Source organism: Sphingopyxis sp. CCNWLW2, assembly GCF_037095755.1.
Lineage (GTDB): Bacteria > Pseudomonadota > Alphaproteobacteria > Sphingomonadales > Sphingomonadaceae > Sphingopyxis.
The window spans coordinates 699,258-724,404 of record NZ_JBAWKJ010000002.1; the positions used below are offsets into that span (position 1 = coordinate 699,258).

General features: G+C 65.4%; 32 protein-coding genes. 7 read left to right on the forward strand and 25 right to left on the reverse strand.

Translation table 11 applies throughout. The features are described from left to right. Positions 1-78: 78 nt before the first annotated feature. Positions 79-1,065, reverse strand: a complete 987-nt coding sequence (locus V8J55_RS14480) for an LLM class flavin-dependent oxidoreductase (protein ID WP_336446311.1) — start codon at positions 1,063-1,065, stop codon at positions 79-81. Between the two features lie 67 nt (positions 1,066-1,132). After that, positions 1,133-1,585, reverse strand: coding sequence for an Lrp/AsnC family transcriptional regulator (locus V8J55_RS14485; RefSeq protein WP_336446312.1), 453 nt, complete (start codon positions 1,583-1,585; stop codon positions 1,133-1,135). Positions 1,586-1,658: 73 nt separating this feature from the next. Between V8J55_RS14485 and V8J55_RS14490 the strand changes: the two genes are divergently transcribed. Together V8J55_RS14490 and V8J55_RS14495 are read left to right on the forward strand one after the other, a co-directional pair. Next, complete coding sequence (locus V8J55_RS14490) at positions 1,659-2,249, forward strand: LysE family translocator (protein WP_336446313.1); 591 nt, start codon at positions 1,659-1,661, stop codon at positions 2,247-2,249. Positions 2,250-2,316: 67 nt separating this feature from the next. Then, on the forward strand, positions 2,317-3,333 hold the full coding sequence (locus tag V8J55_RS14495; protein ID WP_336446314.1) for an aldo/keto reductase: 1,017 nt from the start codon (positions 2,317-2,319) through the stop codon (positions 3,331-3,333). Here V8J55_RS14495 and V8J55_RS14500 read toward each other — a convergent pair. Then, positions 3,318-3,887, reverse strand: coding sequence for a hypothetical protein (locus tag V8J55_RS14500; RefSeq protein WP_336446315.1), 570 nt, complete (start codon positions 3,885-3,887; stop codon positions 3,318-3,320). The two genes, V8J55_RS14495 and V8J55_RS14500, sit on opposite strands and share 16 nt — an antisense overlap. Positions 3,888-3,934: 47 nt before the next feature. Here V8J55_RS14500 and V8J55_RS14505 point away from each other — a divergent pair, with 47 nt between their 5' ends. Then, positions 3,935-4,402, forward strand: coding sequence for a DUF411 domain-containing protein (locus V8J55_RS14505; RefSeq protein WP_336446316.1), 468 nt, complete (start codon positions 3,935-3,937; stop codon positions 4,400-4,402). 15 nt (positions 4,403-4,417) lie between these two features. Further along, positions 4,418-4,993 (forward strand): winged helix DNA-binding protein, encoded by a 576-nt coding sequence (locus V8J55_RS14510; protein ID WP_336446317.1) that lies wholly within the window; start codon positions 4,418-4,420, stop codon positions 4,991-4,993. 5 nt (positions 4,994-4,998) lie between these two features. On the opposite strand, the gene V8J55_RS14515 is transcribed toward V8J55_RS14510, so the two are convergent. Beyond that, a complete protein-coding gene (locus V8J55_RS14515; protein WP_336446318.1) occupies positions 4,999-5,871 on the reverse strand; it encodes a dienelactone hydrolase family protein in 873 nt (290 codons plus the stop codon). Positions 5,872-6,095: 224 nt separating this feature from the next. Next, entirely contained in the window at positions 6,096-6,809 is a 714-nt protein-coding gene (locus V8J55_RS14520) for an HAD family hydrolase (RefSeq protein ID WP_336446319.1), read from the reverse strand. A gap of 39 nt (positions 6,810-6,848) precedes the next feature. Here V8J55_RS14520 and V8J55_RS14525 point away from each other — a divergent pair, with 39 nt between their 5' ends. Next, entirely contained in the window at positions 6,849-7,037 is a 189-nt protein-coding gene (locus V8J55_RS14525; protein ID WP_037510676.1) for a hypothetical protein, read from the forward strand. 12 nt (positions 7,038-7,049) lie between these two features. Here V8J55_RS14525 and glmS read toward each other — a convergent pair whose 3' ends face one another. Genes glmS through glmU form a run of 7 tightly spaced genes read right to left on the reverse strand, consistent with a single transcriptional unit; the run spans position 7,050 to position 12,177 of the window. Continuing rightward, positions 7,050-8,873 carry a glutamine--fructose-6-phosphate transaminase (isomerizing) gene (glmS, locus tag V8J55_RS14530; protein ID WP_336446320.1) on the reverse strand — a complete coding sequence of 608 codons (1,824 nt, stop codon included), beginning with the start codon at positions 8,871-8,873 and terminating at the stop codon, positions 7,050-7,052. A gap of 15 nt (positions 8,874-8,888) precedes the next feature. Continuing rightward, complete coding sequence (locus V8J55_RS14535) at positions 8,889-9,257, reverse strand: PIN domain-containing protein (protein ID WP_336446321.1); 369 nt, start codon at positions 9,255-9,257, stop codon at positions 8,889-8,891. Continuing rightward, the gene (locus V8J55_RS14540) at positions 9,254-9,478 is read right to left on the reverse strand and encodes a CopG family transcriptional regulator (protein WP_336446322.1); all 225 of its coding nucleotides are present in this window, start codon (positions 9,476-9,478) and stop codon (positions 9,254-9,256) included. The genes V8J55_RS14535 and V8J55_RS14540 overlap by 4 nt, the downstream gene beginning before the upstream one ends. A gap of 30 nt (positions 9,479-9,508) precedes the next feature. Continuing rightward, complete coding sequence (locus V8J55_RS14545; RefSeq protein WP_336446323.1) at positions 9,509-9,973, reverse strand: GNAT family N-acetyltransferase; 465 nt, start codon at positions 9,971-9,973, stop codon at positions 9,509-9,511. Further along, positions 9,970-10,284: a hypothetical protein gene (locus V8J55_RS14550; RefSeq protein WP_310253272.1), complete on the reverse strand. Its 315-nt coding sequence runs from the start codon at positions 10,282-10,284 to the stop codon at positions 9,970-9,972. The genes V8J55_RS14545 and V8J55_RS14550 overlap by 4 nt, the downstream gene beginning before the upstream one ends. Then, on the reverse strand, positions 10,281-10,820 hold the full coding sequence (locus tag V8J55_RS14555) for a GNAT family N-acetyltransferase (protein ID WP_336446324.1): 540 nt from the start codon (positions 10,818-10,820) through the stop codon (positions 10,281-10,283). The genes V8J55_RS14550 and V8J55_RS14555 overlap by 4 nt, the downstream gene beginning before the upstream one ends. Before the next feature lie 4 nt (positions 10,821-10,824). Further along, complete coding sequence (gene glmU, locus V8J55_RS14560; protein ID WP_336446325.1) at positions 10,825-12,177, reverse strand: bifunctional UDP-N-acetylglucosamine diphosphorylase/glucosamine-1-phosphate N-acetyltransferase GlmU; 1,353 nt, start codon at positions 12,175-12,177, stop codon at positions 10,825-10,827. 59 nt (positions 12,178-12,236) lie between these two features. Between glmU and V8J55_RS14565 the strand changes: the two genes are divergently transcribed. Further along, a complete protein-coding gene (locus V8J55_RS14565) occupies positions 12,237-12,899 on the forward strand; it encodes an HAD-IA family hydrolase (protein ID WP_336446326.1) in 663 nt (220 codons plus the stop codon). Here the strand turns inward: V8J55_RS14565 and V8J55_RS14570 are convergent. The 8 genes from V8J55_RS14570 to V8J55_RS14605 all read right to left on the reverse strand — a co-directional run bounded on the left by V8J55_RS14570 (position 12,896) and on the right by V8J55_RS14605 (position 20,511). Then, positions 12,896-13,909, reverse strand: a complete 1,014-nt coding sequence (locus V8J55_RS14570) for a nucleotidyltransferase domain-containing protein (protein WP_336446327.1) — start codon at positions 13,907-13,909, stop codon at positions 12,896-12,898. The two genes, V8J55_RS14565 and V8J55_RS14570, sit on opposite strands and share 4 nt — an antisense overlap. Further along, positions 13,906-14,769: an HprK-related kinase A gene (locus V8J55_RS14575; protein WP_336446328.1), complete on the reverse strand. Its 864-nt coding sequence runs from the start codon at positions 14,767-14,769 to the stop codon at positions 13,906-13,908. The genes V8J55_RS14570 and V8J55_RS14575 overlap by 4 nt, the downstream gene beginning before the upstream one ends. Further along, positions 14,766-15,047, reverse strand: coding sequence for an HPr-rel-A system PqqD family peptide chaperone (locus V8J55_RS14580; protein WP_336446329.1), 282 nt, complete (start codon positions 15,045-15,047; stop codon positions 14,766-14,768). The genes V8J55_RS14575 and V8J55_RS14580 overlap by 4 nt, the downstream gene beginning before the upstream one ends. After that, a complete protein-coding gene (locus tag V8J55_RS14585; protein ID WP_137887835.1) occupies positions 15,040-15,486 on the reverse strand; it encodes a MarR family winged helix-turn-helix transcriptional regulator in 447 nt (148 codons plus the stop codon). Before V8J55_RS14585 ends, V8J55_RS14580 begins: the two co-directional genes overlap by 8 nt. Positions 15,487-15,576: 90 nt before the next feature. After that, positions 15,577-17,634: a TonB-dependent receptor gene (locus tag V8J55_RS14590; RefSeq protein WP_336446330.1), complete on the reverse strand. Its 2,058-nt coding sequence runs from the start codon at positions 17,632-17,634 to the stop codon at positions 15,577-15,579. After that, positions 17,631-18,263: a maleylacetoacetate isomerase gene (gene maiA, locus V8J55_RS14595; RefSeq protein WP_336446331.1), complete on the reverse strand. Its 633-nt coding sequence runs from the start codon at positions 18,261-18,263 to the stop codon at positions 17,631-17,633. The genes V8J55_RS14590 and maiA overlap by 4 nt, the downstream gene beginning before the upstream one ends. Positions 18,264-18,271: 8 nt before the next feature. Further along, complete coding sequence (locus V8J55_RS14600; protein ID WP_336446332.1) at positions 18,272-19,300, reverse strand: SO2930 family diheme c-type cytochrome; 1,029 nt, start codon at positions 19,298-19,300, stop codon at positions 18,272-18,274. After that, positions 19,297-20,511 (reverse strand): parallel beta-helix domain-containing protein, encoded by a 1,215-nt coding sequence (locus V8J55_RS14605; protein WP_336446333.1) that lies wholly within the window; start codon positions 20,509-20,511, stop codon positions 19,297-19,299. The genes V8J55_RS14600 and V8J55_RS14605 overlap by 4 nt, the downstream gene beginning before the upstream one ends. A gap of 98 nt (positions 20,512-20,609) precedes the next feature. On the opposite strand from V8J55_RS14605, the gene V8J55_RS14610 reads away from it, so the two are divergent. Next, a complete protein-coding gene (locus V8J55_RS14610) occupies positions 20,610-21,023 on the forward strand; it encodes a DUF2147 domain-containing protein (protein WP_336446334.1) in 414 nt (137 codons plus the stop codon). Between the two features lie 35 nt (positions 21,024-21,058). On the opposite strand, the gene V8J55_RS14615 is transcribed toward V8J55_RS14610, so the two are convergent. The 5 genes from V8J55_RS14615 to V8J55_RS14635 form a co-directional block, all read right to left on the reverse strand. After that, complete coding sequence (locus tag V8J55_RS14615; RefSeq protein ID WP_336446335.1) at positions 21,059-21,754, reverse strand: aspartate/glutamate racemase family protein; 696 nt, start codon at positions 21,752-21,754, stop codon at positions 21,059-21,061. Positions 21,755-21,857: 103 nt separating this feature from the next. Next, positions 21,858-23,342, reverse strand: coding sequence for an NAD(P)(+) transhydrogenase (Re/Si-specific) subunit beta (locus V8J55_RS14620; protein WP_336446336.1), 1,485 nt, complete (start codon positions 23,340-23,342; stop codon positions 21,858-21,860). Between the two features lies 1 nt (position 23,343). Continuing rightward, on the reverse strand, positions 23,344-23,625 hold the full coding sequence (locus tag V8J55_RS14625) for a proton-translocating transhydrogenase family protein (protein WP_336446885.1): 282 nt from the start codon (positions 23,623-23,625) through the stop codon (positions 23,344-23,346). A gap of 165 nt (positions 23,626-23,790) precedes the next feature. Further along, on the reverse strand, positions 23,791-24,396 hold the full coding sequence (locus tag V8J55_RS14630) for a fasciclin domain-containing protein (RefSeq protein WP_336446337.1): 606 nt from the start codon (positions 24,394-24,396) through the stop codon (positions 23,791-23,793). Positions 24,397-24,437: 41 nt separating this feature from the next. Further along, complete coding sequence (locus V8J55_RS14635) at positions 24,438-25,043, reverse strand: fasciclin domain-containing protein (protein WP_336446338.1); 606 nt, start codon at positions 25,041-25,043, stop codon at positions 24,438-24,440. Positions 25,044-25,147 lie beyond the last annotated feature (104 nt).

Here is a 25,147-nt window from a genome sequence, read left to right on the forward strand (position 1 = left end):
CCTTGCGGGCCGCCCTTGGTCGGGCCGCTCCTATACTGCCGCAGTCCGAGGCGCGTCAACACAGCGCCGCGAGCGCGGCTAGAGCGTTTTTGCCGCCTCCATCGTCAGCGCGAGCGAATGTTTGCGCGCATCATGGTCGTACATCGACGACGCGATGATCACTTCGTCGACGCCCGTGCGCTCGACAAAGGCCTTGAGCCCCGCCGCAATATCGCCGGCGGTGCCGACCGCCGAACATTGAAGCACATGGTCGAGGATCGCGCGCGCGTTCGGTGGCAGGCTGTCCTTGTAGCCCGCAAGCGGCGGCTTCATCTTGCCCGGATTGCCCGTGCGCAGCGCGACGAACGCCTGCTGCTGCGACGAGGCGAGCAGTTCGGCTTCCTCGCGCGTATCGGCTGCGAAGGCGTTGAACGCCGCGGCGGCGTAGGGTTCGGCAAGCTGCGCCGACGGCTTGAACTGACGGCGATAGATGTCGAGCGCTTCGTCGAGCGCGTCGGGGGCGAAATGGCTGGCGAACGCGTAAGGAAGCCCGAGCATCGCCGCGAGTTGCGCGCCAAAGGTGCTCGATCCAAGAATCCACAGCGGGATATGCGTACCCGCACCCGGAACCGCGGTGATACCGAGTTGCTCGTCGCCGGCGAGAAAGCCCTGCAATTCCAGCACGTCCTGCGGAAACTGGCGCTCGTCGCTGGCGAGCGTCCGGCGGAGGGCGCGCGCGACGCGCTGATCCGATCCCGGCGCGCGCCCCAGACCCAGGTCGATCCGGCCGGGGAACAGGGCTTCGAGCGTCCCGAACTGCTCGGCGATCACCATCGGGGCATGGTTGGGCAGCATGATACCAGCCGATCCGATGCGAATGCTGTTGGTGGCATGGCCGATATGCGCGAGCACGACCGAGGTCGCGGCGCTCGCGATCCCCGTCATGCCATGATGCTCGGCGACCCAATAGCGTCCGTAGCCGAGCGCCTCGGCGTGGCGGGCGAGATCGGCGGCATTGGCGAGCGATTGGGAGATCGTGCCGGTGTCGGTCACGGGCACGAGGTCGAGGAAAGAGAGTTTCGTCATGAAACCGATATGCGGTCGCGGGGACCGCGGTTCAAGCGCACCGCTTCGCGGGCATGGCGAAGAAAAACTATGCCCGCTCGTCCTTTGGCGAATCCATCAGCACATAGGTGGTGATCGAATGGACCTGCGGAAGCATCCCGAGCACCTCGGTATGGAAATGCTTATATGCCGCCAGATCCTCGGTCTCGATGCGCAGCAGATACTCGATCGCGCCGGTGATATTGTGGCATTCGCGCACCTCGGGGGCATCCGCCATCGCCGCCTCGAAATCGGCCTGCGCCTTCTTGGTGTGCGTCGACAGGCCGACGGTCACATAGGCGAGGAAGGTCAGACCAAGCTTCGCCGGGTCGATTCGCGCACGATAGCCCGCGATCACGCCGCTGCGTTCAAGCTCCTGAACGCGGCGCAGGCACGCCGAGGGCGACAGCCCGACGCGCTCGGCAAGCTCAAGGTTCGAGATTCGCCCGTCGCGCGACAATTCATGCAATATCTTGCGGCCAATGGCATCAATCTTGGTCATAGATTGCGTAATCTACCTCATCGACGCCGATCTTTGCAATCCATAGCATCGCAAAACGCATTATATTGCGCACATGAACCAGACCACCCTGCTCGCGCTCTCCGCCTTCGCGCTCGTCTCGTCGATCACGCCGGGGCCGAACAATATGATGCTGATGGCGTCGGGCGCCAATTTCGGGCTGCGCCGTACCGTGCCGCACGCGCTGGGGGTCGGCATCGGCTTCACGCTGATGATCGTCCTCGTCGGCGTCGGGCTGATGGGATTGTTCGACCTGTTCCCGGTGCTGAACATCGTGCTCAAGGTGGTCAGCGTCGTCTATCTGCTCTGGCTGGCGTGGAAGATCGCCAACGCTGCCGCGCCCGACACCGAAAGCGGGGCGCGCGGCAAGCCGATGACTTTCGTGCAGGCCATGCTGTTCCAGTGGGTGAACCCCAAGGCATGGTCGATGGCGCTGACAGCGATCGCGCTCTACGCCCCCGACCGCAATTTCGGCGCCGTGCTGCTCGTCGCGGTGATCTTCGGCATCATCAACCTGCCCTCGACCAGCCTGTGGGCGGTGATGGGCCAGGTGATGCGCAGCTGGCTGTCGAGCCCGGCGCGGCTCAAGGCGTTCAACTGGACGATGGCGGCGTTGCTCGTCGGATCGCTCGCGCTCCTGATCTGACCCGATTGCAAGGTTGCTAAGCGCAACCTATGCACGGCGCTCCCCTCTTCTGACCGGAGAACAGAGCATGCAGAGTCGTCGCCTCGGCAAGAGCGCAATCCATGTGTCCGACATCTGCATGGGGACGATGACCTTCGGCAGCCAGGCGGACGAGGCGACGGCGTTCCGCGTCCTCGACCGCTGCTTCGACGCGGGGATCAATTTCTACGACACCGCCGAAGGCTATCCGGTGCCGCCCGACGTCAAATGGGTCGGCCGCACCGAGGAGATCGTCGGCCGCTGGATGAAGACCAAGCCGCGCGACGCGATCATCCTGGCGACCAAGGTGTCGGGACCGAGCCATGTGTGGTTCAAGTCGCCGTGCCGCAGCGGCATGACCGCGCTCGACCGCAAGAACATCATGCAGGCGGTCGACGACAGCCTGACGCGGCTCCAGACCGACTATATCGATCTCTATCAGACGCACTGGCCCGACCATGACGCGCCCTATTACGAGATGATGGACGCGCTCGACGAACTCGTTCGCATCGGCAAGGTCCGCATCCTCGGCTGTTCGAACGAGACGAGCTGGGGGCTGATGAAATCGCTCGCGGCGTCGGATCGGCTCGGCGGCGCGCGTTACCACACGATCCAGAATAATTTCAGCCTCAACAACCGCCGCTTCGAGGACGAGCTGGCGCAGGTGTGCCGGCAGGAAGGCGTCAGCCTGATCCCTTACTCCCCGCTCGCGGGCGGGGTTTTGTCGGGCAAATATCAGGGCGGGGCGACCCCCGAGGGCGCGCGCTTCTCGCGCTACCTGAAGATGGAGGGGCGGCAGGCCGCGATGGGGCGCCGCTTCGTCAACGAAAAGAGCCTTGCCGCGACCGAGCGCTATCTGGCAATCGCCGCCGATGCGGGGCTGCATCCGGTGACGATGGCGACCGCCTGGTCGAAGCAGCATGACTTCGTCGCCTCGACGATCGTCGGGGTCAGCGCTTATGATCAGGTCGATCCGATCCTCGATGCGATGGAACTGGTGCTGTCCGACGACCTGATGAAGGCACTGTACAAGGTCAGCAAAGATATCCTCTACCCGATGAGCTGAGCGGACGGCCATTCGAGGATCAGCGCCTCGCCGACGGGCAGCGTGCGCCATGCCCTGGAAAGCCGCTCGAAAGCTTCGAACACGCGCGGCTGCGCCGCGTCGATCCGCGCGCGCTCATCGGGACTGAGCGATGCGCGGGTCCGTTCGGACTCGCCGAGCGCCGCGCGCTGTGCCGCGCTGTCGGGGCGCGACTGGCTCCGCCACCCGATGTCGAACACGAACGCGGCGAGTTCGGACAATTCGCCCTCGCGGCCCTGGCTCTTGATCAGCTTCGCGCCCTTGGCGACCTGCTTGCGCGCCGCGCGCTGGCGCTCCTTTGGCGACAGTGCGCCGCCCGCCTCGACATGGAAGGAGCCGGCGTCGCCACCCGCCGCAATCTGGCCGAACACGCCCGCCTTGAGGCCCAGCGCCGCCTCGACGACGAAATGCACCATATCGTGCGGCAGGTCGGGATCGAAACCCGGGGCCGGGTCCATCACCAGCACCGGCGCACCGGCACGCTCGATCCGCATGCCATAGCGACGCTCGCCCGACCGGATGAAATGGACTTTCATGGGGTCAGCCTATAGGCTCCGTAGCAGTTCCACCAAAAGGATTTGCGATGCCTCCTGCCCGCCGCGCGTTTTTCGCCCTCGCCGCTTTTTCCGCCGTGATCGGCACCGCGCACGCCGCGAACCCGACGATGTTTCGCGATGCGGGCTGCGGCTGCTGCCTCAAATGGCTCGAACAGGTGAAAGCCTCGTTCGGGCAGAAGGCGGTCGTGGTGAATTCGCCCGACATGAATGCGGTGAAGGACAAGCAGGGCGTGCCGCAGGCGCTGCGCAGCTGCCACACCGTGCTCGTCGGCGGCTATGTGATCGAAGGCCATGTGCCCGCGAAGGAAATCAGCCGCCTGCTCCGTGAGAAGCCGAAAGGCGTGAAGGGCCTTGCGGTCGCCGGGATGCCGACGGGATCGCCCGGCATGGAGCATGGCAATCACCGCGAGGCCTATAAGGTGATGACCTTCGGCCCCGGCGGCCAGCGCGTCTATGCGAGCTATGCCGCAAGCGGCGGCGCGCACGCGCACTGATCGGGCGGCGGCTCGATGCTTTTCCGCGCCGCCATTCTCGAACGCATCAGAACCGGCGAGGTCACGCTGGCCTTTCGGCGGTGGCGGCGCCCGACCGTCAAGACGGGCGGGCGGCTGCGCACCGCGATCGGCGAACTGGCGATCGAAAGCGTGTCTCCCTGTGCGGCGGCCGCGATTACCGACGCCGATGCGCGCTCCGCAGGTTTCGGATCGTGTGCCGAGTTGCTGACCGAACTCGACGCGCGGCAGGAAGGCGATATCTATCGCATCGCCCTGCGTTTCGATCGGCCCGATCCGCGCATCGCGCTTCGCGAGGCCGGCGATCTTTCGGCGGACGAGGCGGCGTCGCTCGCGCAGCGGCTCGATCGCCTCGACCGGCGTTCGGGTCCATGGACGCGGCCCGTCCTGCACCATATCGCCGCCCACGAAGGACAGGCGGCGGCCGACATCGCAAAATCGCTCGGCGTCGAGAAGATGTGGCTCAAGCAGAATATCCGCAAGCTCAAGGAGCTTGGCCTGACGGAAAGTCTCGAGACCGGGTATCGGCTGTCGCCGCGCGGCAAGGCGCTGATCGAGGCCCTGCCACGTTAGCGGCTTCAGGCGAGCTCGGCCTTGAATAGCGCCAGCATCCGCGCCCACGCTTTTTCCGCCGCGGCTTCATTATAGGCGCGGCCATCGGGCGGGCACCAGCCATGCATCGCGCCTTCGTAAACCTCGACCTCGTGCCACTGCTTGCGGGGTTCGAGAACGGCCTTCAGCAAGACCTTCTCGTTCGGGGTTTCCTTGTCGTCGTTATCAGCGATCGCGAACAAATAGCCGGCGTTGGTTTTCGGAATCAGCAGGTGCGGGCTGTCGGGTTTATCGGTGCCGACGCCGCCGCCATGGAAGCTCCCCGCCGCGCCGACGCGATCGGGCTTCAGCGCGGCGGTGTAGATCGTCATCGCACCGCCCATGCAATAGCCCGTGGTGCCGATCTTGCGCTTGGTGTCGACCTCCTTCTGCGCGTCAAGGAAAGCGAGATGCGCCTTGGCGTCAGTCTCGACGATCGGGCGCGTCAGCAGCTTCAGGTAACCGAACAATTTTTCGCGGATCGCCGGATCGTTGAAATCGCTCGTCGCGGTCACGACGGGCGACTTCTGCCAGCGGTAGAAGGGATTGACGCAGAGCACCGCATAGCCCTCACCCGCCAGCCGGTCGGCCATCTGGCGAAAGGCCGGCCGAAGCCCGCGAATGTCGGGCCAGATCAGCACGCCGGGATGCTTACCGCTCGCGGGTGCGACGAAATAGGCGTCACAAGTGCCATCGGCGGTCTTGATGTCGACATCGCGGCCCTTCACCGGCTTGCCCGCGATCGCGCGCGCGGGCAGCGCCGCGACCAGCGCACCGGCGCCCGCAAGCGCGGCAAAACTACGCCGCCCGACGGGCAATCCCGCGCGGTCGAGATCGGCTTCGGTGTTTTCGGTGCACATATCTCTCTCCTCGAAGGGTGTTTTGGAAAGTCGCGGAAAACTGCGCAACTTCACTCGCGATTGCATATTTCGTCCCGTGATCGGGATCGAACCGGGCGCGAAGCTAATCCAGCTGCCCAAAGTAGGACAGCGATTTTTGAGCGGGTCAATCGCCCTATCTTTTGTCATTCCCGCGAAAGGCGCGGAGAGGCACGCGACTCTCCAAGCCACCCAGCGAACCGCCGCTACTGGGTTCCCGCTTTCGCGGGAATGACGAAAGGAGAGATAGCGGTAGCAACGTCGTCGAACGTCAGCGCCACATGATGCACGCCAACCTCTTGCAGCATCGCGCCATGTCCCGCGCGGTCGACGATATGCCCTGCGCCGCAAAAGCCGATCACGGTCATCCCCGCCGCGATCGCTGCCTGCGCCCCGGTCGGCGAATCCTCGATCGCAAGGCAGGTTGCCGGATCGACGCCCAGCCCTTTTGCGGCGGCGAGATAGATGTCGGGATGCGGCTTGCCGCGGTCCCAGCCGTCGGCGCTGTAGACATGTTCGCCGAAATGGTGGCCGAGGCCGAACAGGCCGAGCGCCCAGCCGATATATTCGGCGCGGCTCGACGAAGCGATCGCGCGCGGGAGCGGTCCGAGCGTGTCGAGGAAGGCGGCGACGCCGGGGACGGCATCGAAGCCCTCCATATAACGCGCCCGCGCGCGTTCGCGATGCGTCTCGCGGAAATCGGCGGGCAGCGGCCGCCCGTAGCGCGCGACGATCCGGCGCTCGGTTTCCTGCCAGTTATGGCCATAATAGTCGCGCAGGCACTCGTCATAGGTCGCGGGCATGCCGGCGGCGGTCAGGCTTTCGGCGAGCGACAGGTTGGCGCGCACCTCGCTGTCGGCGACGACGCCGTCGAAATCGAAGATGATCGCGGCGGGAGGGGTCGGTCTGATATTCTTCATATTTCCCGCCTAGAGCATCGGGGATCAGGAGACACCCCAATGAAATTCATTTCGCTCAAGTCGCGCGGCGGCAATTACCTTGTCGTCGCCGAAAATGTCGCCTGGCTTCGCGACTATGAAAATGGCCAGACGCAAGTCGGCATGGTCGGCGGCGCGCCGTTGTTGATCGTCGGCAAGATCGACGAAATCGCAGCGTCAATTCTGGAGCAGGCGAATGCGGCGGAGTGATGGGCGGGCGCCCTACTCCACGGTAACCGATTTCGCCAGATTGCGCGGCTGATCGACGTCGGTCCCCTTGGCGACCGCAACATGATACGCCAGCAATTGCACCGGCACCGCGTAGACGAGCGGCGCGATCAGCGGGTGGACCTTGGGCATCTCGATCGTCGCCATGCAGCCGTCGCCGGCTTCGGCGAGACCTTCGGCGTCCGAAATCAGCACGACCTTGCCGCCGCGCGCCATGACTTCCTGCATGTTGCTGACGGTCTTTTCGAACAGCGGCCCGCTCGGCGCGAGGACGATCACGGGGACCGCCTCGTCGATCAGCGCGATCGGGCCGTGCTTCATCTCGCCCGACGCATAGCCTTCGGCATGAATGTACGAGATTTCCTTGAGCTTGAGCGCGCCTTCCAATGCGAGCGGATAGTCGGGGCCGCGGCCGAGGTAGAGCACGTCGCGTGCGGGGGCGACGAGATGCGCCATCTTCGAGATTTCCTCGTCGTGGGCGAGTGCAGCGTTGAGCGCGGCGGGTGCCTCGATCAGATGCCTGACGATCTCGCGCTCTTCATCGGCGCTGAGCTTGCCCTTCTTGAGCGCGAGGTGCGCGGCGAGCGCGGCGAGCACCGCAAGCTGGCAGGTGAAGGCCTTGGTCGAGGCGACGCCGATTTCGGGGCCCGCGTGGGTCGGGAGCAGCAGATCGGCCTCGCGCGCCATGCTGCTGGTCGGCACGTTGACGACGACCGCGATCGTCTGGCCGTTCGCCTTGCAATGGCGGAGCGCCGCGAGCGTGTCGGCGGTCTCGCCCGACTGCGAAATGAAGAGCGCGAGCCCGCCGGGCTGGAGCACCGGGTCGCGGTAGCGGAACTCCGACGCGACATCGATGTCGACGGGGACGCGCGCGAAGGTTTCGAACCAATATTTGGCGACCATGCCGGCGTAGAAGCTGGTGCCGCACGCGACGATGGTGATGCGTTCGACCTTCGACAGGTCGAAATCCATCTGCGGCAGCGCGACGGTCTGTTCGAGCGGGCGGATGTAGGAGGAGAGCGTCTGCGCGACGACGGTCGGCTGCTCGAAAATCTCCTTCTGCATGAAGTGGCGGTAATTGCCCTTCTCGATCGTCGCGGCGGTGACGCCCGAGGTGGTGATTTCGCGCGTTACCGGGTTGTTTTCGGCGTCGAAGATCTGCGCGCCTTCGCGGGTGATGACGACCCAGTCGCCTTCGTCGAGATAGGCGATCTTCTGCGTCAGCGGCGCGAGCGCGAGCGCGTCCGAGCCGAGATAGGTTTCGCCCTCGCCATAACCGACGACGAGCGGCGAGCCGAGGCGCGCACCGATGAGCAGGTCGGGATGCTGGCGGAAGGCGATCGCAAGCGCGAAGGCGCCGCGGAGCTGCGGGAGCACCGCCTTCACCGCGTCCTGCGGCGACAGGCCGGCTTCGACCTGTTCGCTGACGAGATGCGCGACGACTTCGGTGTCGGTCTCGCTTTCGAACTTGCGACCGCGCGCCTGCAAGGCTTCGCGCAGCGGCTTGAAATTCTCGATGATCCCGTTGTGGACGAGCGCGACTTCGCCCGTCGCGTGCGGGTGGGCGTTGCTCGTCGTCGGCGCACCGTGCGTCGCCCAGCGCGTGTGCGCGATGCCGACGGTGCCCGGCGCCGGATTGCCCGCGAGTTCCTTGACGAGATTGCCGAGCTTGCCCTCGGCGCGGCGGCGGATCAGCTGACCGCCCTCGACCGTGCACACGCCCGCCGAGTCATAACCGCGATATTCCATGCGCTTCAGCCCGTCGACGAGGCGGTCCGCGACCTGGGCCGTGCCGATGATTCCGATAATTCCGCACATGAATGAGGCTTTCTTTTACAGCGTGTAGGGAACGCGAATACCCGGCATCGCCGCCGGAAACACCTTGATATTGCGCGTGACGAGGATGCGCCCGCTGATCTGCGCGGTCGCCAGTACGAAAGCGTCGGCCAAGGTCAAGCCCTTGCGCTCCGCGCGCAGTGCCGCGGCGCGGCGCGCGACCGCATCGCCGACCTCCTCGACCTGGAAACAGCCGAGAAACGCCTCGACTACTTTCACCGACGCGGGATCGGCGGCCGACATGACTTCGGTCCAGCTGATCCGGCTGATGCTTTTGCGCCCCGCGCGGCGGATTTCGGCGCGCGCCGCCTCGACGCCGTTCAGCGCGTCGATGAGGATATCGCTGTCGAACTGCGCGTCGATCATTCGCGCTTGCCCCGCAGGCGTCGCTGATATTTTAGCCCGTCGCCGATGTCGGTGCGGCCGCGCCAGATGCCAAACGCATTGTCGATCGCGTCGCCCGACACGTCGGCGCGATAGGCCGTCACGGCGCGGCGGACGAGTTCGGCGCGCGACACGCCCTGCTCGGCCGCAAGCGCGTCGAGCCACTGGATATCGTCATCGGGGATGTCGGCGAGGAAACGCATGTCGCACTGATATCATACCATGATATCAAATCAAGCCGGCAGTATCTTTCGATAGACGACAAATCCCGATTTTTCAGCGATGCGATCATAGAGCATCATCGCGGTGTCGTTCGTTTCATGCGTCAGCCAATAGACGCGCGGCAGCGAAGCTTCTTTTGCGGCGTCATAGACGGCCTCGATCAGTGCGCGGCCAACGCCCTTTCCGCGCGATTCGGCGGTGGTGAACAGGTCCTGCAGGTAAAGCGACGGCAGCAACGACGTCGTGCTCCGGTGCAGGAGATAATGGGTGAGGCCGAGAAGCGCGCCGTCCTGTTCGGCGACGAGCGCGAACATTGGTTCATACGGATCGAAGAAGCGCTCCCACGTCGCAGCCGTGATCTCCGGCGCGAGCGCCGTATCGCCGCTGCGGCCGTAGAATGCGTTGTAGCCGTCCCACAAAGGCAGCCAGCGATCGTAATCGGCGCGCACCGCCGGACGGACGATCAGGCCGCTCATGCCCGGCCGAAATTCCGGTCGACGAAGATCATCGCGAACTGCACCGGATCGGGCGCCTCGCCATTGCCCGCGGCGAAGCGCGCCTTACCGTCGGTCCAGATTTTCAGGATCTGTGCCTTCAGTTCGGGGCCGAACTTCATCTGCTGCTCGACGATCTGTTCCCAGCTGCCCGTCACGCCGAAGCTCTGTTCGAGCTGCGGCACCATCGCCTTGCAATAAGTCTCGGTCGCCGCGTCGAGATGGCCGATCGCCTTCAGCACCCAGGCGTCGACAAAGCGCAGGAAGGGCTTGTCGGTATAGCGATCACTCATCTTGTCTTCTCCATCGTCCATTCGTCGCGCAGCAAGCCGTAGATCAGCGAATCGCGCACGCCGATATGCGTTTCCCACTCGCCGCGCAGCCGGCCTTCGCGCTGAAAACCAAGCCGTTCGAGCAGCCCGATCGAACCGGGATTTTCGGGGTCGGTGTCGGCAAAGATCCGGCGCAGGCCCATCTCGCCGAAACCATGGTCGATCACCCGCGCCACCGCCTCGCGCGCGATGCCGCCGCCCCAGCGGTCGCGGCGCAGGATATAACCGATCTCTTTCACGTCGGGCTTGCCGTCGATCAGGATCACCCAGCCGAGCGCCGAATCGTCGCCCGCGGTGATCGCCCAGCACAGATAGCCCTGCCCTTCGGCGGCATTGCCTTTGACATAGTCCGCGGTCTCGGCGGGCGATGCGTGCGGCCCACTCGACCACCAGATCATCACCTCCGGATCGGACAGCACCGGGAACAGCGCGGCGGCGTCGTCCTCGCGCAGCTGGCGCAGCACGAGGCGCGCGGTCGTCAGCGTCGGGGCGGGCATCGGGCTACTTCTTTTCCGCCGCTTTTTTCTTGCGCATCGCATCGTGGAAGCGGTCGGCCCAGCCGGGCTTGACCAGTTGCTCGGCGCGAACGAGGCGAAGTTCGCCGTCGGCGACGTCGAGCGTCACCGCGCTGCCCGCGGCGACGATCGCGTCGCGGCCGATCCTGACCGGCGCGATCAGTGCGCTGTTCGATCCGATGAAGGCATTTTCGCCGATCTCGGTCTTATATTTGAAATAGCCATCATAGTTGCACGTGATCGTACCTGCGCCGATGTTCGCGCCGGCGCCCACGGTGACGTCACCGAGATAAGTGAGGTGGTTCGCCTTCGCGCCCTTGCCGAGCACGGCTTTCTTCGTTTCGACGAAATTGCCGATCTTCGCCTTTTCGCCAAGGATCGTGCCGGGGCGCAGCCGCGCGAACGGACCAACCTCGCAGCCCGCGCCGACGATCGCGCCTTCGATATGGCAGTTCGCGCGGATCTTCACATTGTCCGCAATCTTCGCGCCGGGGCCGAAGAAGACGTTGGGTTCGATCATCACGTCGCGGCCAAGCTCGGTATCCCAGGCGAACCAGACGGTGTGGGGGGCGATCAGGCTGGCGCCGTCAGCCATCGCCTGCACACGCCGCCGCGCCTGCCATTCGCCTTCCATCGCGGCAAGCTCGCCGCGGCTATTGATGCCCGCGACGTCATAGGGATCGGTGACGACGACCGCGCAATGGCGCCCGTCGGCGTTCGCGATATTGACGATGTCGACGAGATAATATTCCTTAGCAGCATTGTCGTCGGTGACGCGCGACAGCAGCGCGAAAAGGTCCGCCGACTTTGCCGCCATCAGCCCCGAATTGCACAGGCGCACCGCGCGCTCCACGTCGGTTGCGTCCTTGTGCTCGACCATCTTGGTGACATAGTCGCCTTCGGTGATGACGCGGCCATATTGCTGCGCATCGGCGGGCTCGAAGGCAAGCACGACGACGGCGGGCGCGTCGGGGGCGCCCAGCCGGTCGATCATCGCCTGCATCGTCGCTGCTGGGACGAAGGGCACGTCGCCATAGAGGATCAGCACATCGCCATCGAAACCCGCCAGCGCCGCCTCGCCCTGCTGCACCGCATGACCGGTGCCGAGTTGCGGATCCTGCACCGCCAGATCGGCGCTTCCCGCCAGCGCGGCTTCGAGCTGGTCGGCCTTGTCGCCGACGATCACGACCTTTTTCGCCGGGCTCAGTTCATCGACGCTCGCCATCAGGTGCAGCAGCATCGGCCGGCCGGCGATCGGGTGCAGCACCTTGTGCAGGTCGGACTTCATACGGGTGCCCTTGCCCGCGGCAAGGACGATAGCGGCGATCTTGTTGCTCATGCGCGTTGCCATGCCAGCAAATCATTGCGGTTTCCAGAGCATCGCGGCATGCGCGGCGGATGAACGGATTTCCTTTTGCGATCGTCGGCTTCGACCTCGACGGCACGCTCCTCGATACGCTCGGCGACCTAGCGGCGGCGGTCAATCATACGTTGGGACTGATGGACCGCGCCCCGCTGGCCGAGGCGGCGGTGCGGCCGATGATCGGGCGCGGCGCGAAGCATATGCTCGAGGAAGGGCTGCGCGCGTCGGGCGGCGTCCCCGATGGCGCGATCGAACGGCTTTATCCCGAACTGCTCGATTTCTACGAAGCGCATATCGCGGTCCACAGCCGCCTATTCCCCGGTGTGATCGAGGCGCTCGACCGGCTCGACGCGCTGGGCGTGCGCACCGCGGTCGTCACCAACAAGAACGAGCATCTGGCACGCGTCCTTCTCGGCGAACTCGACCTTGCGGACCGCATGGCGACCATCATCGGCGGCGACACGCTGGGTGTCCGCAAGCCATCACCCGAACCGATCCATGCCATGACCCAGCGATGCGGCGGCGGGCGCGCGGCCTTCGTCGGCGACAGCATCTATGATGTGATGGCCGCGAAGAATGCGGGCGTGCCGAGCGTCGCGGTCAGCTTCGGCTTTCTCGACCGGCCCGCCAGCGAGCTCGGCGCCGACCATGTGATCGATCATTTCGACGAACTGGTGCCGCTGCTCGAAACGCTTTAGCGTTTCCGCCACTTCGTCCAGAGATGCTTCGCGAGCATCGCGGGCGGCATGCGCAGCCAGTGCGAGCGGATGTAGAATGCCTGTTCGAGCGCCGGTTCGGTGACGCGCCCCCAATCGTCGCGCGCGAAGAGGCGGCGGCGGAACCACGCATCGCTCGGCTCCTGCCGATCCCACCCTTTCGGCAGCGCCGCGCCATAAAGATCGCGCGACAGCCGCGCGGCGCGGTGCACCGCAGCCCCCAACCCGTGCAGCGCCGCCCGCCCGTCGAGCTGCCCCCAGAACCCCGGATCGGCGGCGGCGAAATCGAGCGTCATCGTGTGAAAATCCCACAGATTGCGTAAGCCTCCCTGCAGATCGCCGTCGGCGAGCATATGCGCGGCGCAATGGCACGCCATGTCGGCCGGGTTCAGCACCGTGAAGCCCGCGCCGCTCGTCACCGCATCGCTCACCAGCGCCAGCGCGTCGGGCGTAATCCGATGGGTGCGCGGCAGGATCGTGTGGTGGACGTCGATCATCCGGTCGCGCGCCTTGTGGATCATCGGCGGCAGCTCGTGCATATGCTGGCGGTAATAGGCGTCGTCATAGGGGTCGGACTTCACCCACTCCCACCCCGCCTTGAGCAGCAGGTTTTCGGCGCGGCGGATGTCGGGCGCGAGAACCAATATGTCGAGGTCGCCGATCTGCCGCCCCGCGGCGCACGCCATGCCCGCGGCGGCATAGGCTGCACCTTTCAGCAGCACGAATTCGATCCCCGCGGGCGCGAGCGCGCGCCGCGCCATCTCGGCCTCCCACAAGGCTTGCGCCTGCGTGACTTTCGCGGTGGCGCGCTGATCGGCGAGGAGCGCGGCGACCGCCGACGGCAGACCGGCATCGGCGAGGCGGTGCGCGAGCGTCGCGAGCATCGCCTCGCTGCGCGCGACCCCGATCACACCGTCCCAGTCGCGCGAGGTCAGCGCGGCGGGGGCGCGGCGACCGGCGAGCAGGTCGACGAAGCTTCGCACCGCGCTCACTTGGCAGCCTCGGCCCAGAGCTGCTCGACCAGCGCGATACCGGCGGCGCTGTCGGGATAGGAAATGGCGAAGGCGGGGGTTCGAACGAGCCGCGTCAGCGCCGCAAAACCCGCCTCGCCAAGCGCGACATAGTTGGTCGACGCCTCAGTCAACCGGACAAAGGCCTCGCCCTCGCCCATCGGCTCGACCGATACCTCGCCGCCGAAGCGTGGGAAGAGCAGCAGCGCCGGGCGCGCGGGTTCGTGCATATCCGCGATCGCGTCGGCACGCGGGATCAGGTGACGGATATCGCCCTTCGGCGTTGCGGCGAGCAACGGGCCGAGCCGCGACGGGTCGACGCGGGCCGCGACCTCGGCGATCGCTTCATTCTTCAGGCTGACCGCGCGCGGGAAAGCGAAGGCGTCACCGCCGGCGGGATCGATCAGCGTGAACTCGTCGCCCATCAGCCGCCAATCACCCTCGCCAAGCAGCGCGGCGAGCGTCGATTTGCCCGACCCCGACTCGCCCGACATGATCAGCGCGCGGCCGTCCTTCGCGACCGCGCTCGCGTGCAGCAGCATATGCCGTCGCCAGCCGAGCGCGACCTGCAAATTCATCCCCATTTCGGCGGCGAGCAGCCCCATGGAGAGCGGCAGCGGCAGCGCGTCGGGAACCACGAAATCGCCGCCGATGTGGACGGACGGCCGCAGCCATCGCCGCCACGGTCGCGCCGCGAACAGACGAACGGTTGCATCGGCGGGGCGCGTATCGTCCTGCGGATATCCAGCGTATAGATGTTCGAGCGCCGCGATCGGCTCGGCCCAGTCGCTTCCGATCCGGAACTGCACCGGGCCGACGGCAATGCGTGTGCTGTACTTCACGCGCGCTCCACCAACCCCATCGCCGCGAGTTCGCTCAGCCGTTCGGCCAGGATAGGCTGCACATCCTCTGCCGCGTCGAGATCGAAGGCGGCCGCAAGGCGCGTGGCGAGACCGGCGGCAGTACAGGCATCGGCGCCCATCGCGCCCAATATCTCGGGCATCGGCGATACGACGAGATGCGTCTGCATCGACCGTCGGTCGAAAATCGCGGTCAGTTCGCCCAGCGGCTCGACGCGCAATGCATCGGCCGGTGCGGCGCGATAGGTGCGATCAGCCATAATCTTCGGCGGCGGCAGTCAGTTTCGCAAGAATGGCCATCAGCGTCGCGCGTTCGCTGGCGCTGATGTTCGATTCGAGCTGCGCCTCGCTGGCCAGCGCCGCTGGGACGATCGCGTCATAGAGCGAGCGCCCTGTTTCGGTGAGTTCGAGATGGTGCGAACGCCCGTCGGCCTCATGCGCCTGGCGCGCGATCAGCTGGCGATCGGCAAGCGCCTTGGCGGCGCGGTTCACCGTCACCTTGTCCATGCGCGTCGCCTCGACCAGCTCGCGCTGCGTCTTCGGCTGCCCCTCACCGAGCACGGCCATCAACCGCCATTCGGGGATCTTCAGCCCAAAGCGATTCTCATATTCGGCGGCGATCCGGCTCGACAGGGCGTTGGAGGCGATGGACAGGCGGTAGGGCAGGAAATTATCGAGATTCAGCTTCTTCGCGGCCATGAATTGGTCACCCCCACACGCTCAAAAAAATCCCGGCGCGCCCATCCTATCGCCTGTTTCGGGCCTGTGAAGGGCGGAATGACGCGAAAGTCAGAAAGACAGGCGCGCGCCGATCCACAAGGTCCTCGGGGTCGCGCGCTCGACGATGCCCGACGACGAGATCGCAGCGGGCACCAATTCGTCGAAGAGATTCTCGCCGCGCGCCTCGATGCTGATCGCGTCCGAAAAGCGCCACGACAACCCGGCGTCGAGCGTCAGCGCGTCGTCGAGCGCGAGCAGCCCGACGTCATCCTCATTCTGCTTACCGACATAACGAAGCGTCGCAAAACCGCCGAACGGGCCGCTCGCGTTGCTGCGCAGCGACACGCTGCCGCCATGCTTAGCGATCTGCGCCGGGCGTCGGCCGTCGAGCCCAAGCGCCGCGCCCGATGCATCGACCTTGGCATCGGTGAAGGCATAGGTCGCGCGTAGCGTCGCCGGGCCGATCCACTGCTCGGCGCTGACCTCGACGCCCTTGCTGTCGATCGCGTCGAGATTCTGCCGCTGGTTGAGGTTCGGCGCGAGGGTCACATTGGCGATCGCGTTCGTCAGATGGTTCACGAACAGCGTCGCCGACAGCCTCGTGTCGCCATTGTCCCAATCAACGCCGACCTCGCCGCCCCACAGGCGTTCGGGTTTCAGCGCGGCATTCGCGATCGTCACTTCGGCGCCGACGCGGAACGGGCGATAGAGTTCGTTGAGCGTCGGCAGGCGCCAGCCGCGATAGCCCGCGGCGCGCAGAGAGAATGCATCCGACGTCCAGCGCACGCCTGCGCGGCCGCTGCCTTCCCATCCCTGCCGCGTGGCGAAGCGCAAGTCGGTGATGACGGGGCCGGCGATGTTGCGTTCGAGCCGATAGCCCTCGCCCAGCCACCAGCGATCGACGCGGCCGCTGAGCGTCCAGAGCAAGTCATATTCGGAATCGCCCAACGTCCATTCGGCGAAGGCGCCCACGGTGTCGCTGCTGCCGCCCGCGATCCGGTGGCGGCCGGGCACACCGGTTGTGAAGAAGAAATCCTCCTCGGTACGCCCTGTCGTGCGGCGCCAATCGATGCCGGCGCGAACGGGATTTTCGCCATTTATGAGCGGGCGCAGTTCGAACCGTGCCCCCAAGCCGGTAGCCGGAACGCGCTGGAAGAGCGCGGGCGCGACGCTGCCTCGCCCCGCAGCGACGCTAGCGAACCCGCTCTCGAAATCGCGCAATTGCGCGTAGGCGAGCGCGAGCCATTGCGTTTCGCCGTAGCTGTCGTGAACGATGCGCACGCTCGCATCGACGCCATCGACCTTACTGCCGGAAAAATCGGTCCCGCGGTCGCGCCGGTCGGCGAAGGCCCGCACGCTGGCCTCGATTCGGCTGCCCCGGCCGGCATCGAAGCGCAGGCGAAGACCAAGACCGCCTTGTTCATAAGGCGCCGCGCGATCGACCGCGCCGCGCTGCCCCGTGGAGACCGGAACGAAGCCATCGCCGCGGCTGTAGCGACCATCGATAGCAACCCGCCCGCCGTCTCCCAACGCGGTGCCGGCCGAGGCGGACGCGTCCCAGCTGTTGCGACTTCCATAAGCGAGGCTTGCCGAACCGCCGTTGGTCATATCCGAATGCAGCGCGATCGTTCCGGCGAGCGTCCCCGCGCCATCGACGCCGCTGCCCCCGCCGCGGGTAATAAAAATGCCGCCAAGGTTGATCGCGTCATACGCTGTCCACGCGACCCATCCACCGAAAGGGTCGGCCTGCGGGACCCCGTCGAGGGTCACCAGCGCACGGCTCGACGCATTGCCGCCAAGACCGCGCAGCGTGATTCCCTGGCTCGTGGGATGCGCCGAACGCCCGTCGGAGCGGCGAAACTGGACGAGGCCCGCCTCGTCACGCAGGCGGTTTTCGACGCGCGTGCCAAGGCCGGGATCGACATCGGTCAGGAACTGGCTGCCTTGGACAGCGTCGCCGTCCGAACGGCGGAGTACGCCGCTGCCGTTCACGACGATCACGGCCTTCGGCAGCGGCACGAAATGAACGCAGCAAAACGGGTCTTCGGCCTCCTCTTCCGCTTCGGCCTGCGCCATCGCCGCCGCCGGCAGCGCCAGCGCGGCCACTCCCGTCAAAAGGCGGATCACGCGGGCTTCACAGCGTCGGGGTGGGCGCGCTGGAACGCCTCGTGCGCCATGCACGCGGCATCGATTTCGACGAGCCGCGGAAACGCGTCGAGCGGCACCTCGAAGCGACGCGCGTTATAGATTTGCGGGACGAGGCAGCAGTCGGCGATCCCGGGCGTATCGCCGCCGAGATAGCGACCGTCACCCGCCATCGCTTCGAGCGCCTCGAACCCCTGCGTGATCCACGTCGCGATCCAGCGTTCCTTGGTCTGCTCGTTGAGGCCGAGGTCGCGTTTCAGATATTTGAGGACGCGCAAATTGTTGAGCGGGTGGATGTCGCTCGCGATAACCTGCGCGCGCGCCAGCGCGACCGCACGCGGCATCGCTTCTTCGGGGATCAGCCGCGGCTCGGGAAAGGCGCGGTCGAGCCAGTCGATGATTGCCATGCTCTGGATGATCGGCTCGCCGTCGACGACGAGCATCGGGACGAAGCCCTGCGCATTCTGTTCGAGATAGGCGTCGCTGCGCTGCTCGCCCGCGATCAGGCTGACCTCGACGCGCTCATAATCGAGGCCTTTCAGGTTCAGCGCGATGCGGACGCGAAAGCTGGCCGAGGAGCGGAAATAGTCGTGGAGAACAAGCTGGGTCATGGCGTCGTCTAATGCGATGCTTTGGGCATCTCCGCAATCCATTGCCGCAGCAGCGCGGCGCCTTCCCTGTGCACCGTCGACCGCCCGACCTCGGGCATGGCGATGCCGGGGTCGGTGCTTTCGAGGCGATAGATCAGGAAGCTGTGGTCGGGATCGCCGGGCGCAATCGCGAAATCCATGCCGCCGCTGCCGCGCCCGGCCGCGGTCGGGCGCTTGCCGATCCCGTAGTTGACGCCCGCCGGGTCGTCGGTCCAGCGCAGGAAAAGCCCGCTGTTCGACGCGCTGCCCGCCGGGTTGTGGCAATGCGCGCAATTGACGTCGAGATAGGCGCGGGCGCGCGTCGCGACGCTGCCGCTCTTGGGGTCGTCCCACTGCGGCATCGTCGGTTTGAGCGCGGCGGGGTTCTCGAAATAGACGCTGCGCAGCTTGTCCGAGGCTGCCGGGTCGAGGATGAAATTGCGCGCTTTGGGCCCGATCGGCACGATCTCGCCGCCGAGGCTGTGGCATTCCTTGCACTGGTTCTTGTTCGGCACGGCATAACGGATGCTGTGCGTCTCCCCGTCGGGGCTCTTGAAGGTCACCGGCACGCGGCGGCCGCCCAAGGCCAGCGTCGCATCCTTGCCGTCGGCGTCCCAGATATAGGGCAGCGCGGTCCAGCCCGATGCGCGGAGGATCAGCAGCCGCGTCTCGACCGGACGGCCGTCGTTGACGTCGCTCCAGCCGAAGCTTTTGACGAGCACGGTGCCGACCGGAAACTCGATGACGCCGTCGGCCGCGACCGTCGCTTTCTTGCCCGCGGGGATCGAGATGAAACGATGCTTGTCGGCATAATCGCTGAACAACGGCGCGCGCAGCGTGTAGCCGATGCCGGTCGAGGGTGTTTGCGGATCATTGCCGCGGAACAGCCCGAATGCCGACAGTTTCGGAGGCATCGCATCGCTTTCGACCACCGCCTGCTCGACCCCGGGCGGCGACAATGCCGCCCCGCCGCTCGCACATAGCAGCGCCGCTCCAACCGCGGCGAAAACGCGTCTCACTGGACCTTCGCCTCCATCGCATCGGGCAGCTTGATCACGGGCAGCGCCGCGGGCCGCGTGCCTTTCGACAGGTCGGCGGGCGACGGCTTCGCCTCGCTCTGCGGCGTCTTCACGTCGGGCAGGTTCAGCGACAGCACGCCGACCTTGTCGAGCACGATCGCATCGCCCGCACCGTCCCACAGCACCGGCGGGATGCTGCCGCCCATCGCGGCCGCGATCATGTCGCCGCCTGCGAATTTCGGCGCATAGCCCGCCTTGCCGTGCTGGTTGCCGCGCACGACGATCGCACGGGGCAGCGGCTGATATTTCGGGTCCTTATGCTCATAGCGATAGCCGACAATCATCACGTTCGCGGTGCCATTGTTGTCGAACACATTGTCGAAAATCTCAACGTTGCGGTTCGCCATCACGAGGACACCGGTGCCCGTCGGCACGCTCGCGACGATATTGCCCTTGGGCGCGAAGTTCGGCGTGCTGTTGTCGTTCACGATATTTTCGAAGACCCGGACATTGTGCCCGCCCTGCATCGGCAGGCTCGGCAGGTCGAACACCAGGATGCCGCCGGTGTTCTTCGTCGCGACATTGTCGTGGACGTCGGCATCATAGCTGTTCTCGATCTCGATCCCCGCGACATTCTCGGTCGCGATCGAATCGCGGACGACAATATTCTTCGACTGGCCGACATAGATGCCGGCGTCCGACGCGCCGCGTACGTAAACGCTGTCGATCAGCACGTCGCTGCTTTCGACCGGGTAGATGCCGTAGGCGCCGTTGGTTTCCTTGGGCCCCGCGGTCCATTCGACGCGCAGCTTGTGATAGACGACGCGGTCGGCGCCTTTCGACTTGATGCCGTCGCCCTTGGTGTTGAGCACCGCGAATTGGGTCAGGAACACATCGTCGGAGGTGACGAGAAGCCCCTCGCCTGCGCCCTGCTGCCCCGCGAAATCGAGGATCGACCCGCCCTCGCCCGCCCCCGCACCGCGCAGCGTCACACCCGCGACGTCGAGCGACAGGCCGTCGGTGAGCTCCCACACGCCCGCGCCGAGCTGCACCGTGTCGCCCGGCTGCGCGAGGATCAGCGCTTCTTGCAGCTTTTCGTTCGCGTCGGGCGTTGTTGCACTGACGCTGATCACTTTCGCCGCCGCCGGACTGGCGGCAAAGGCCGCCACGATGCAGAGCGTCGCCGCGTGGCGCAGGCCATGGAATCGCATATGTCTCTCCCCTTATTTTCGGGGAGCATGGTGCAAGACTTGACGGATGCCAAGCGATGTTGCTGACATATGTGTAGCTAACCCGGGGAGAGGTCGCTTTGATTCACAGATTAGGTTTGGCGCTTGTCGCCTTGATTGCCGTGCCGTCGATGGCGGCGGCGCCCGCGCCGATTGCCGGGCGCTGGAAAACCGACGATGGCAAGGCGGTCGTTGTCATGGCCGCGTGTGGCAACAAGATGTGCGGGCGTGTCGAGCGCCTGCTGATCAAACAGCCCACGGGTGGCCAGCTCGACGAGCGCAATCCCGACAAGGCGAAGCGCGGCCGCAAGGTCACCGGACTACAGATTTACTGGGATCTCGTGCCGCATGGCGACGGCTGGAAGGGCGAAGGCTATAGCCCCGAGGATGGCCGCTATTACAAGGCGCACCTGCGCGTGAACGGCGGCAAGATGACGATGAAGGGCTGCGTCAGCCTGTTCTGTCGCACGGTGACATGGACGAAGATGAGCTAGGCTAGCTCCCCTCCCGCTTGCGGGAGGGAGAAGGGTCAACCTTCGCCCAAAATCCAGTTGACGCCCTCGGCGACGTGTATCCGCGTGGTGTCATAGATCGGCAGCAGATTGGCGTCGGTGTCGACGAGCATCACCAGTTCGGTACAGGCGAGCACGATCGCCTGGATATCCTGCTTCGCGATATCGGTGATGAAGGTTTTCATCGTGCGGCGCGAACTTTCGTTTGCCTTGCCGAGCATCAGCTCTTCGTAAATGATGCGGTCGATCTCGTCGACGCGGCTCGAGTCATAGGGCGCAAGCGTCAGGCCGTGGCGCACCAGCCGCTGGCGGAACCAGGGTTCGGTCGTCACATTGCGCGTGCCAATCACTGCCGCCGACTTGATCCCGTCGGCCTTCATCTTCTGGCCGGTTTCGTCGACGATGTGGAGGATCGGGATCGAGATCGCCGCGGCGACATCCTCGGCCACCTTGTGCATCGAATTGGCGGCGATCATCAGCGCGGTCGCGCCTGCGGCCTCAAGCCGCTGCGCCGAGGCGATCAGCACCTCTTTCGCATGCGTCCACCCTTCGGGGGTCGTGATGCGCGAGAGCTCGCAATAGTTGAGGCTCTCCATCAGAATCGGCGCCGAACAGGCGGTGCCGAGGCGCTTTTGCACGCCCTTGTTGAGATGGCGGTAATAAAGCTCGGTCGACGCCCAGCTCATCCCCCCGATCAGGCCGATTTTGCGCATATTGCCCCTTTAAAAACACGTCGCCCCTGCGAGGACAGGGGCCGCTGGCAGCTTTGCGCCACCTTGATAGCGGCCTCTGCTTCGCAGGGGCGACGATTCTTGTCTAGTGCCCGCTGCCGCTGAGCGCCTTGACGATGTCGTCGGCCATCTTCTTGGCATCGCCGAGCAGCATCATCGTCTGGTCCATGTAGAAGACGTCGTTGTCGACGCCGGCATAGCCGACCCCGCCCATCGAGCGCTTCACGAACAGCACCGTCTTCGCCTTTTCGACGTCGAGCACGGGCATGCCATAGATCGGCGAAGTCTTGTCGGTCTTTGCCGCCGGGTTGGTGACGTCGTTCGCGCCGATGACGAAAGCGACGTCGCACTGCGCGAACTCGCCGTTGATGTCCTCGAGCTCGAACACCTCGTCATAAGGCACATTCGCCTCGGCGAGCAGCACGTTCATATGGCCGGGCATACGTCCCGCGACCGGGTGGATCGCATATTTGACGTTGACGCCTTCCTTCTTCAGCTGGTCGCCCATTTCGCGCAGCGCATGCTGCGCCTGCGCGACCGCCATGCCGTAACCGGGGACGATGATGACATTCTCGGCCTGGCTCATCAGGAAGGCGGCGTCTTCGGCGCTCCCGGGTTTCCACGGGCGCTGTTCCTTCGAACCGCCCGCGCCCGCTGCCGCATCGTCGCCGCCGAAGCCGCCTGCGATCACGCTGATGAAGCTGCGGTTCATCGCGCGGCACATGATGTACGACAGGATCGCACCCGACGAGCCGACGAGCGCGCCGGTGATGATCATCGCTGTGTTACCGAGCGTGAAGCCCATCGCCGCCGCGGCCCAGCCCGAATAGCTGTTCAGCATCGACACGACGACCGGCATGTCGGCGCCGCCGATCGGGATGATCAGCAGGAAGCCGATCAGGAAGCTGAGGCCGGTGACGGTCCAGAAAACCCACGGCGACTGGTCGAAGGTGAAATAGGCGACGAGGCCGATGATCGCGGCGAGTGTGCCGAGGTTGATGACATGCCGCCCGGGCAGCATGATCGGCGCGCCCGACATATTGCCGTTGAGTTTCAGGAAGGCGATGACCGATCCCGAGAAGGTGATCGCGCCGATCGCGATGCCTAGGCCCATTTCGATGCGGCTGACGGTGAAGATCTCGCCCGCCGCATCGGCAATGCCGAACGCTTGCGGATTGAGATACGCCGCCGCCGCCACCGCGACCGCGGCAAGGCCGACGAGGCTGTGGAACGCCGCGACGAGCTGCGGCATCGCGGTCATCGCGATCTTGCGCGCCATCACGACGCCGATCACGGCACCGATGCCGATCGCGACGAGGATTTCGACCAGCCCGACCGTGTCGAGAAGGCCGTCGGCGGTGGCCGGCGCATGCGTGAGCAGCGTGGTCACGACGGCGATCAGCATGCCCGCCATGCCGAAGCGGTTGCCCGCCTGCGCCGTCGCCGGGCTCGACAGCCCGCGCAGCGCGAGAATGAACAGGATGCCCGAAACGAGATAGGCGACCGCCGCCCAGGGATTCACGGCGCCGTGGCCGCCGGCTGCGGCGGAAAGGATCTGCTGGACGTCCATCTCAGCGCTCCTTTTTCTTGTACATTGCAAGCATGCGCGCGGTGACCGCGAAACCGCCGAAGATATTGACGCTCGCCATCACGACTGCGGCGAGGCCGAGCCAATTGGAGGAAGCCGACCCCGCGGCGGCGCTGGCGATCAGCGCGCCGACGATGATCACCGACGAAATGGCGTTGGTGACACTCATCAACGGCGTGTGCAGCGCCGGGGTCACCGACCAGACAACAAAATAGCCGACAAAGCAGGCCAGTACGAAAATTGAAAAAATCGCGATAAAATCCACGGGCTCGCTCCCCTGCTGATTCCGTTTCGCGCACCTCTTGCCGCGCGCCGCCGAATCTGTCGACTCCAAAGCTCCCAAAAAGAAGCGTCCGCATTCCTCAGCGTGAGAAATGCGGGCGCTTTGCGACATAAAATATCGCTTTGCCTGGCAAGCCGGCGATGTTTTTTACATTTTCGGGACGAGCACCGCGTCGATGACATGGACGACACCGTTCGCCTGGCCGACATCGGCCTGCGTCACCGTCGCCTTGTTGCCGCTGGCGCTGGTCAACAATATGGCATCGCCGCTCTTGGTTGCGGTCAAATCCTGCCCGTCGGCGGTCTTGAGCACGGCCTTGCCGCCGCCTTCGGCGATCTTCGCGCTAAGGTCCGCCGCGGTCAGCTTGCCCGGAACGACATGATATTTGAGCACGCCCGCGAGCACATCCTTCTGCGCCGGGCGCATCCAGCCGTCGCGCGTCACCGGCGGCACCTGTACAAAGGCGGCGTCGTTCGGCGCAAAGACCGTGAACGGCCCCACATCCGACAGCGTCTGCACAAGACCAGCCTGCGTCACCGCCGCGGCCAGCGACTTATGGTCGGGCGAGGCCGCAAGATTCGCGGCGATCGAACTGCTCGCGATCATCGCCGACGGGCTGGCAGCGGGCGTCGCGGGCACCGCCGTTTCGCCGCCCGCGACGGTCGTCGTCTCGGTCGGCGTTTCCTTCTTGTCGCCGCAGCCCGCCAGCGCGAGCGCGGCCGCTGCGGCCGTCAAGATCAGATGGGTTTTCATATCCTTATCCTTTCAAAAACCGGACGCAGCGGCGCGAATCATCAGCCGAGGCTGGGCATCAACACGCCGTTGATGACGTGAATATTACCGTTCGACTGTTCGATGTCGGGCTGCGTGATGAAGCCGCTGCTGCCCTGCGTGCCGTCGACCTTGATGTTGCCCTGCACCTCGGTGAAGGTCAGCGTTTCGCCCTCGACGGTCGCGAGCGTCGCCTTGCCGCCGCCGGCCTTGATCTTCGCATAGAGGTCCTCGGCGGTCACGCGGCCCGGAACGACGTGATAGGTTAGCACCTTCGCGAGCGATTCGGTGTTGTTGGGGTTCATCAGCCAGTCGGTCATCGGCTGCGGGACTGCGGCGAAAGCCTGGTCGGTCGGCGCGAAGATCGTGAACGGCTGGCCAGCGAGCTTGTCCGACACGCCCGCCGCGGTCAGCGCGGTGGCCAGCGTCTTGTGGTCGGGCTTGGCGGCGATTTCGAGCGCGATGCCGGTGGGCTGCGCGGGTGCGGCAGGAGCCGCGGCTTCAGCCGGAGCGGCGGCGTCGGCCGCGACTTCAGCGGCTTCGGCCGGCGCGGGGGTTTCCTGTGCGTAAACGGGCGACAGGGTGGCAAGCACAAGGAGGGGAGTGGCGAAAAACTTCGCAGACGACATCAATCATTCTCCAATTGGTTGAAAGTCAGGGTTAAGGAAACCCTGAACGCATAGTAACCAAAGGAAGTTTCATGAAAAGGCCGAAATCGGCCATTTTTTTCATT

Excerpts from the sequence above, each read along its gene's own strand:
- V8J55_RS14480 (WP_336446311.1), bottom strand. The coding sequence starts at position 1,065 with ATGACGAAACTCTCTTTCCTCGACCTCGTGCCCGTGACCGACACCGGC.
- V8J55_RS14485 (WP_336446312.1), bottom strand. The coding sequence starts at position 1,585 with ATGACCAAGATTGATGCCATTGGCCGCAAGATATTGCATGAATTGTCG.
- V8J55_RS14490 (WP_336446313.1), top strand. The coding sequence starts at position 1,659 with ATGAACCAGACCACCCTGCTCGCGCTCTCCGCCTTCGCGCTCGTCTCG.
- V8J55_RS14495 (WP_336446314.1), top strand. The coding sequence starts at position 2,317 with ATGCAGAGTCGTCGCCTCGGCAAGAGCGCAATCCATGTGTCCGACATC.
- V8J55_RS14500 (WP_336446315.1), bottom strand. The coding sequence starts at position 3,887 with ATGAAAGTCCATTTCATCCGGTCGGGCGAGCGTCGCTATGGCATGCGG.
- V8J55_RS14505 (WP_336446316.1), top strand. The coding sequence starts at position 3,935 with ATGCCTCCTGCCCGCCGCGCGTTTTTCGCCCTCGCCGCTTTTTCCGCC.
- V8J55_RS14510 (WP_336446317.1), top strand. The coding sequence starts at position 4,418 with ATGCTTTTCCGCGCCGCCATTCTCGAACGCATCAGAACCGGCGAGGTC.
- V8J55_RS14515 (WP_336446318.1), bottom strand. The coding sequence starts at position 5,871 with ATGTGCACCGAAAACACCGAAGCCGATCTCGACCGCGCGGGATTGCCC.
- V8J55_RS14520 (WP_336446319.1), bottom strand. The coding sequence starts at position 6,809 with ATGAAGAATATCAGACCGACCCCTCCCGCCGCGATCATCTTCGATTTC.
- V8J55_RS14525 (WP_037510676.1), top strand. The coding sequence starts at position 6,849 with ATGAAATTCATTTCGCTCAAGTCGCGCGGCGGCAATTACCTTGTCGTC.
- glmS (WP_336446320.1), bottom strand. The coding sequence starts at position 8,873 with ATGTGCGGAATTATCGGAATCATCGGCACGGCCCAGGTCGCGGACCGC.
- V8J55_RS14535 (WP_336446321.1), bottom strand. The coding sequence starts at position 9,257 with ATGATCGACGCGCAGTTCGACAGCGATATCCTCATCGACGCGCTGAAC.
- V8J55_RS14540 (WP_336446322.1), bottom strand. The coding sequence starts at position 9,478 with ATGCGTTTCCTCGCCGACATCCCCGATGACGATATCCAGTGGCTCGAC.
- V8J55_RS14545 (WP_336446323.1), bottom strand. The coding sequence starts at position 9,973 with ATGAGCGGCCTGATCGTCCGTCCGGCGGTGCGCGCCGATTACGATCGC.
- V8J55_RS14550 (WP_310253272.1), bottom strand. The coding sequence starts at position 10,284 with ATGAGTGATCGCTATACCGACAAGCCCTTCCTGCGCTTTGTCGACGCC.
- V8J55_RS14555 (WP_336446324.1), bottom strand. The coding sequence starts at position 10,820 with ATGCCCGCCCCGACGCTGACGACCGCGCGCCTCGTGCTGCGCCAGCTG.
- glmU (WP_336446325.1), bottom strand. The coding sequence starts at position 12,177 with ATGAGCAACAAGATCGCCGCTATCGTCCTTGCCGCGGGCAAGGGCACC.
- V8J55_RS14565 (WP_336446326.1), top strand. The coding sequence starts at position 12,237 with ATGAACGGATTTCCTTTTGCGATCGTCGGCTTCGACCTCGACGGCACG.
- V8J55_RS14580 (WP_336446329.1), bottom strand. The coding sequence starts at position 15,047 with ATGGCTGATCGCACCTATCGCGCCGCACCGGCCGATGCATTGCGCGTC.
- V8J55_RS14585 (WP_137887835.1), bottom strand. The coding sequence starts at position 15,486 with ATGGCCGCGAAGAAGCTGAATCTCGATAATTTCCTGCCCTACCGCCTG.
- maiA (WP_336446331.1), bottom strand. The coding sequence starts at position 18,263 with ATGACCCAGCTTGTTCTCCACGACTATTTCCGCTCCTCGGCCAGCTTT.
- V8J55_RS14605 (WP_336446333.1), bottom strand. The coding sequence starts at position 20,511 with ATGCGATTCCATGGCCTGCGCCACGCGGCGACGCTCTGCATCGTGGCG.
- V8J55_RS14615 (WP_336446335.1), bottom strand. The coding sequence starts at position 21,754 with ATGCGCAAAATCGGCCTGATCGGGGGGATGAGCTGGGCGTCGACCGAG.
- V8J55_RS14620 (WP_336446336.1), bottom strand. The coding sequence starts at position 23,342 with ATGGACGTCCAGCAGATCCTTTCCGCCGCAGCCGGCGGCCACGGCGCC.
- V8J55_RS14630 (WP_336446337.1), bottom strand. The coding sequence starts at position 24,396 with ATGAAAACCCATCTGATCTTGACGGCCGCAGCGGCCGCGCTCGCGCTG.
- V8J55_RS14635 (WP_336446338.1), bottom strand. The coding sequence starts at position 25,043 with ATGTCGTCTGCGAAGTTTTTCGCCACTCCCCTCCTTGTGCTTGCCACC.